The organism is Bradyrhizobium cosmicum, from assembly GCF_032290525.1.
GTDB classification, from domain to species: Bacteria; Pseudomonadota; Alphaproteobacteria; order Rhizobiales; family Xanthobacteraceae; genus Bradyrhizobium; species Bradyrhizobium cosmicum_A.
Window position 1 is genome coordinate 109,802 of sequence record NZ_JASXTA010000022.1, and the last position, 6,000, is coordinate 115,801.

4 protein-coding genes are annotated in these 6,000 nt (G+C 54.5%); 3 read left to right on the forward strand and 1 reads right to left on the reverse strand.

Annotation, left to right across the window (positions count from 1 at the left end; translation table 11 throughout):
- Nucleotides 1-340: 340 nt before the first annotated feature.
- On the reverse strand, nucleotides 341-841 hold the full coding sequence (locus tag QSV46_RS31475) for a GNAT family N-acetyltransferase (RefSeq protein ID WP_314960759.1): 501 nt from the start codon (nucleotides 839-841) through the stop codon (nucleotides 341-343).
- Between the two features lie 564 nt (nucleotides 842-1,405).
- Between QSV46_RS31475 and QSV46_RS31480 the strand changes: the two genes are divergently transcribed.
- The 3 genes from QSV46_RS31480 to QSV46_RS31490 all read left to right on the forward strand — a co-directional run bounded on the left by QSV46_RS31480 (nucleotide 1,406) and on the right by QSV46_RS31490 (nucleotide 5,759).
- Nucleotides 1,406-1,897 carry a GNAT family N-acetyltransferase gene (locus QSV46_RS31480; protein ID WP_314960761.1) on the forward strand — a complete coding sequence of 164 codons (492 nt, stop codon included), beginning with the start codon at nucleotides 1,406-1,408 and terminating at the stop codon, nucleotides 1,895-1,897.
- A gap of 559 nt (nucleotides 1,898-2,456) precedes the next feature.
- Nucleotides 2,457-3,455, forward strand: a complete 999-nt coding sequence (locus tag QSV46_RS31485) for a RimK family alpha-L-glutamate ligase (protein ID WP_314960763.1) — start codon at nucleotides 2,457-2,459, stop codon at nucleotides 3,453-3,455.
- Between the two features lie 1,065 nt (nucleotides 3,456-4,520).
- Nucleotides 4,521-5,759: an aminotransferase class I/II-fold pyridoxal phosphate-dependent enzyme gene (locus tag QSV46_RS31490; protein ID WP_314960766.1), complete on the forward strand. Its 1,239-nt coding sequence runs from the start codon at nucleotides 4,521-4,523 to the stop codon at nucleotides 5,757-5,759.
- Nucleotides 5,760-6,000 lie beyond the last annotated feature (241 nt).

Here is a 6,000-nt window from a genome sequence, read left to right on the forward strand (position 1 = left end):
ACCTAGAGCCGCAGTCGGACGGACGCGCCCTCGCCTACCCAGTGCCGCGCACGGAAACTGGCATCCCGACTACATAGTGGCAACCACAACTCCAGTTCGTTCGGCTGCCTTTGGTCGCCCGTACCGCCACCCGGCCCCAGTTGGCATGACGCTACGCCAATTATCCCACGCCAACCATCTTCTCAAATTAGATGACTCAGGCGACCTCGGGATAATCCTCGCGGAAAGCCAGTCACACGGACCGACATCTCGCACCTTCCCACGTCAACTTTTCGAATAGCCACGTCCGCGGGAGTTCACTCTACGGCTGCTAGAAACACCAATTTATACTCCGTGGAGTTCATGGCACTATAAGTCTTTGCAGGACAAGAATGTCGTAGTTATTCCCCTTGTCGGAAAACGCCCCCGGGAGACATCCGGCAACCGAAAGGCTACATTTTCGCTTTGCAAAAGAAATAACGTTCGGCGCGTCAGCAAATGTCATTGCCAAGATGCAATGTAGATTTGCTGTACTTTGTTGACTCAGAACAGCATGCGCGAGCGCGGATCCAACTCCTTTACGACGAAACGCCCCTTGAACAAAGAGCGACATTTCCGCCGTCTGCCGCACCCCTTCATTGATATGGTGCGGAGTAAGTGCTGCCCATCCGATCACGTTGCCGTTGCTGATACACGTGTAGGAGACGAATGAGGGACGAAGCGCGAATACAAATTGATTCATTTCCGCAACGCTCCAAGGACGTGTTCCTTGCGTCGATTCCCTGTCCCGACACGCGGCATTATAGATGTCCGTTACTTCGGGTAGATCACCTGTTTGCAGCCGGCGCAGTTCGTACCACATTTGAAGCCCTCATTCGTCTAACATCGGGATCTGGCATGACTCGGCGAAACACCAGATGCTCCTCAAGAGAAGCGCCCCGAACTCTGACTCCGACTTTGACCGGCGAATTATTTGGAAAACAGCATTTTACCCGGTCAGGCGACCCAAGCAACGCCCCCGAGTTCTCTACGGCTTCCAATCGCCGCTTTCGCCATAAATCCTGATCGGCTAGCCCAGGATTGCTGCGCTTTTTGCGCATTTGCGGCGGCTCTCCTGTGCAGTAAACCGAAGCAACATGCTGCAGTAATGTTGAGGAAGCGACAGCAATATAGAAAAGCCCCGAGGCCCTCGATACCGAGGCTAACGCATAACGGACTTTCCGAAACCTACCAGAGCTTATGGCTTGTGCAGAGTTCTAATACTCGCATTGTTGAACGTAGGTAATCCGATTCCACTCGCTCCTTGCACGGGTGAAATCGGACGTCCAACTGCCCAACCAATGAAGGGACGCGTTCGACGAGAGGCTAGTAGCGTGCATGGCACGCTCAAGCCTGCAACGCGCTATTAAACAAATGGGACAAGCTAGTGATTCGACGCGCGAAATGTTCGGATGCTGAAGACATCGCCGCAATCTACAATCAAGCGATGGCACCAGGCGTCTTTGCCGTTAGTCGAGTGTCGCCTGACACTCGCACCGAACGGTTGGCTTGGCTTGAGGAGCATCAAGACCCCTATACAGCCTTCGTTTATGAACATGACGGCAGGAACGTAATCGGGTGGTGTTCCCTAAACACGCTCTCAATGCGCCCTGAGTATACGGAACTCTCCGAAGTTTCGTGTTACGTTGATGAAAAACACCGAGAGATGGGGATTGGAAGGCTGATGCTTGCGCACTTGATTGAGACCGCCAAAACGTTTGGACTGCGTGCGCTGTTGGGCCGCACCCTGGAAAGAAATGTCGGCGCAATCAAAATCTTCAATTTGTTCGAATTTCGACGTGTCGCAACGTTACGCGAACTTTCACGTATTCGAGGTGAATGGCACAATGATGTATGGCTGTGGAAGCAATTGCGATGATGTCGGCCCTCCGTCCGGCTAACCAGCCAAGCAGACTTTCCAAGTGCACCGATCGAACGCCCAGCGTTCCTTGTGTCCACCACAGCTCAACGGCTGCAACCGCCCTGCGCCGCACAAATCTATGCCGGCGGCCACGGATACCGGACAGCACTGCTGTCGCGAAATGCGCTTTTCTTTGCGGAGATGCGCTTCCTTGCACGCCGTCGTGATTCGACCGACAACGTTGTTGCGCCTGCGGCTCCAACCCGGGCGAAGCATCCAAGCGCACGGCCGCGAGCATTCGCTCTACAATCCCTGTCCTACCCCCGACAGCGGCACGAACCATGTCCGATCTAAGCTTCCAGCCCGTCTCGATGGACGGCCACCTTTTCGGACGAACTCAGTCGCCTACTGAACCAACATGAGCTTGGCACGCGAGTTGCTGTCTGCCTGATGCAGCACTGCGCCCATAGCCCAGTCCAGGCTGGCTGGGCTGCAAACCGAGCTGTGCTTGAATTTTGATAGTAGAGGTACCTGCGCGGTGTGGAACTCAGATGCGAATCAGCTTTAGGAGAATGTAATGAGACTGCTGATACTCACCAACACCCTCAACTGTTTAGGCGAGAACGACGCCCCTATCAGCAACGCGTTTCGCCGGTTGGGATGGGAAGTAATTTTCGGCGAGTTGAATTCCATTTCGGCAGACGATTATCGCTTTTCCACAAACGGAGCCCTAGTCCCTCAAAATGCCGAGCCTTATCATCCCGGCTGCGCGGCAGGAGGAACTCGAACTACCTATTTTCTCGACGAATGCCAACTAGTCTGGGTCATGGGCCATCCTCAGGATCGTGTATCCCTTGACATTTGGCAGATGCTTTGGCTGGCTTCTCAGACCACGTCGTTCGTTAACAGCGTCGAAGGTCTGGTGTTCCTTACTCCAAAACATGCACTGGGCCACGTCGTGCCAAAGGCGAACAGAGCCCTTTCATACATATCGAATGACTTTTCGCTCCTATGGGATCGCTACCAGGAAACTTCAGATCAGTGGTGGGTAGCTAAGCCGCCAAATTCCACCTGTGGGCAAAACGTCTTTTTACTTACCCCAAAGGGGCCCAATGTCCGAGCAATCCTGCAATGCCTTACCGGAAATACGAGTGCGCACAAAGATAGCTATGGCGAGCTAGGCGGCTTCAAAGCCGAGTACACGGTTCTTCAGCAGTATATTTCCGAAGTGGTCCACGGCGAAAAACGCATCATCGTTGCTTGCGGACAGGCGGCCGCCTGGCACGGTCGTGTCGGTCATCCAGATGATCACAGGTCGAACATAGTACTAGGAGGAACGCCTATCCTGGCGGATCTGCATCAAGATGAAATCGAGCTAGCCGAGTCGATCGGTCGAAAGCTGATGGCACATGGAATCAATTTCGCAGGGATAGACATGGCTTACCCTTACATAATCGAAATAAATCTTGTAAATCCGGGAGGGCTGTACGACTTGCAGTGTGCTTCTGGGGTAGACCGCTCGGACAAAGTGTCCGAGTTAATCACTGCTCACTTCGCGAGGAGTTCGTCGTCATGAAGTGCCTTACGAATCATGAACGTAACTCAGTGCTTTGTTCGCCCATATTACCGGCGTTGTCTTGGGGCGACACGGACAACTGCTTCGACGATGCCATGATGATGAGCGTTTCTTCCACACAACTGAACGCAGAGTTCGTTCATCATCACTGTAAGACCTGCGCCGCGGACCCGCGCGATCTCTTCGCTTTAATCGGCGGCTTCTACAATCGTACCCGGCTCCATTCCGCCTCGAATATCTCAGCGATGACTGAAAAAAGCGCTTAAACGCGTCCACCTCTTCGGGAAACGATGATGCAGCGGCCACGTCGTGACCTTACAGTATGCGCGCGACTTCGTCATGGATTTCGAACGCAAGCTAGATGTGCGGTGTCACTCCGGCGAAGGCTGCCTTTGCGCTATCTAGTGGGGATTGAATCAGTAGACGTATGACTGACCATACCGCTATGCCCGCTCATTCGGCTGAAAGTTGTCTCGACGGCCGCTCGGCGACGTTCCATGGGAAGCACGATCGTGGAGATTGCTGATCCCGACGTTCAATTCTAGGGAGGGGCTCGTCCACGCGTCCGGCATGCCTCACGCACGTCCAACAAGGTACATCGCGTCGTCACCATGCCCCAGGTGACAAAGACTCGGCCGGATGATATTTGCTCCACGACATCGTCAGCGGGATGGGGATCGAGGACGGGTGGTCTGAGTCTAAGACCTCGGTGAAGTGGGTGTTTAGGTGTTCACCGACTCACGACTTACCGCAGCGGCGCCGATATCAAGCGCCGATATCAAGCCTCGACTTCTGTGTGAGTACTCACAAGCGACGGCGCCCAGGCGCTGAGTGTCCAGCGGATGCTCATCATCTCGACATCCTGGCATGATTGCCGGGTAGGAACCGTCTGATCTAGTAGCTGTCCAGGGCAGGCCGGCGGTGGTTTAGTTGATTCATTGGCCGCATGTGTCGCACCACAGTTCATTCGGCCAGACGTCCCTGAGTCTCGTGCGGCACAGACGGCTGCACGGTTTTGGTGGATCAGAATGAAAACTGAACAAGGCATCATTTAAAGGAGACCACGTGAGAGAGCTCTTTCCGAACACAGCATGTATGGCCGGTGACGGCATGCATTCTTTTGATGCCGCCCATGCAGCAGATCTCAGCGCCGTCGATGGACGTTATGCGACTACAGGCCCGCTTAATTTCGATAGGGGGGCGGACGCCCCTCAGCAGGCAATCGATTTCGTGCGACGCTCTTACCTGGGGCTCGACCGTCATCCGTTGGTTGTCGCAGGGGCGATCGACGCAATTGAGGCGCAAAAGTCATTAGATGGGTCCAGCGACCGACCGCATGTCCGTTTGGACCTTCTTCAACAACTCGAGGACACGCTATCCCAGACGTTTTGTGCGCACGCCATACTTTCCTCCAGTCTCCTGCTTGCTAATTTAGGAGCGATGCGCATCCTTGGTTCGGGCCGACTGACAGGCGGAAGAAGGCCGGTTGTCGTGTTCGATTGCTTGGAGCACGGCTCTCTGGTCTGTTACAAGCCGATCATCGCTGATGAAGCCCGCGTGGAAACGATTGTCCACAATGACCTCGAGGCTCTGGAACGATTGTGCCGCGAGAATCCGTCAGTGGCATATCTATGCGATGATATTTATTCGCAAGGAGGCTATTCGCGGCTAGCTGAACTGCGTCGGCTTCAAGAACGCTATGGCCTGTTTCTCCATATCAACGATGTCCACGGTATATCGATCTCGGGACGGAAAGGCGAAGGGCTTGCTCGCTCTCAGTTTCCGCAAGTGCTCGGCCATCGAACAAGCATAGCGGCGTCGCTTTCCGAGGGATTCGGTGCACATGGCGGCCTATTGATGGTCGGAACAAGCGAGCACGAGGCTTTGTTTCGCCGGTTCTTAACTATCGATGGACTTTCAGAGTGTCCTAATCTGCCGGCGGTCGGCGCAGCACTTGGCTCGTGCAAAATTCATGTCTCGGCAGAGTTGAGCGAGCGGCAGCAGCGACTGGCGCAACGCATCGACCTCTTTGACCGGCGCCTCGACACGGCCGAGCGAGGCAAATTGCTTCCGATTAGAACGATCACTACAGGAGAAAAGGAAAATGCGATTAGGATCGCCAGACGTCTTCTCGAGAGCGGGTTCTATACGTCACAGACGTTTTTCCCAAACCTAGAGAACGGGACAGGCGGAATTAGGGTATCCATTACATCCGAACATGACGCCAGCGACATAGAACGGCTGTGCGATAGCATTTTGGAAGCAGTCGTCGAAATAACCGGAAAGCCCTATCCGCTCAGATGATCCACGTTTAGGCTCTTGACCTTGCCCCAAGTTTTATCCAGTCCTGAGTGTCACCCTCGACGTAAATTGAAGTGCTCCCCAAAACTAGGCCAGCCGGCGCTGGAATTTGCCGGGGTTATGCTCATGCCGGCTGGGGCGCCGATGAGCCATTCAACAGCGATATCAGAGCTGGTCCCGGTTGTCTGAACAGAGTTTCCGCGTCGATAAGTGGAGCCTCTGCCGGGGTTAGGCTGCCATGCGG